General features: G+C 70.8%; 1 protein-coding gene. It reads left to right on the top strand.

What is annotated here, in order from left to right; genetic code table 11:
- Positions 1-571 (top strand): PAS domain-containing protein (locus AC1DWF_RS37190; RefSeq protein ID WP_476843436.1); only part of this gene is annotated, 571 nt, incomplete at both ends.

Here is a 571-nt window from a genome sequence, read left to right as displayed (position 1 = left end):
CATCAGCGTCGCGCGTACGGCGCTGAAGGGCCGGCAGCGGCAATACGAGGCCCGTGCGCGCATCGAGGCGCTTCATGAGAGTGAGGAGCGGTTGGCCACCGCGCTTTCGGCAGGCCGTCTTGGCTCCTGGGAGCTCGACCTGGCGACGCGGGAGCTTACCGCCTCACCCGCCTGCAAGGCCCTGTTCGGCCGGGCGCGGGAGTCGGCATTCGGCTATGCTGATGTCCTGGACAGCATTCATCCGGAGGATCGCGAGCGGGTCGAGAACGCGGTGAGCGGAGCCCTGGAGGACGGGGGCGACGACGCGATCGAGTTCCGCGGCACCTGGCAGGACGGGTCTCTCCATTGGTTCGAGGTCCGCGCCCGTCTCGTGCGGGACCGCGACGGCCGGCGGCCGCGGCTGGTGGGCGTCTGTGGCGATATCACCGAGCGCAAGGAGGGCGAGGCCCAGCTGCACCGCCTCAACGAGACGCTGGAGGAGCGTGTCGCCGCGCGCACCGCCGAGCTGAAGGGCGCGCATGCGGCTGTGCTCGCGCAGATCGACCAGCGCGAGAAGGCCGAGGAGCAGCTC

The sequence above is a fragment of the Aminobacter sp. P4_D5 genome, from assembly GCF_056401815.1.
The sequence above is the reverse complement of the archived record's forward strand: the minus strand, read 5'-3'. Positions and strand labels throughout refer to the sequence as shown.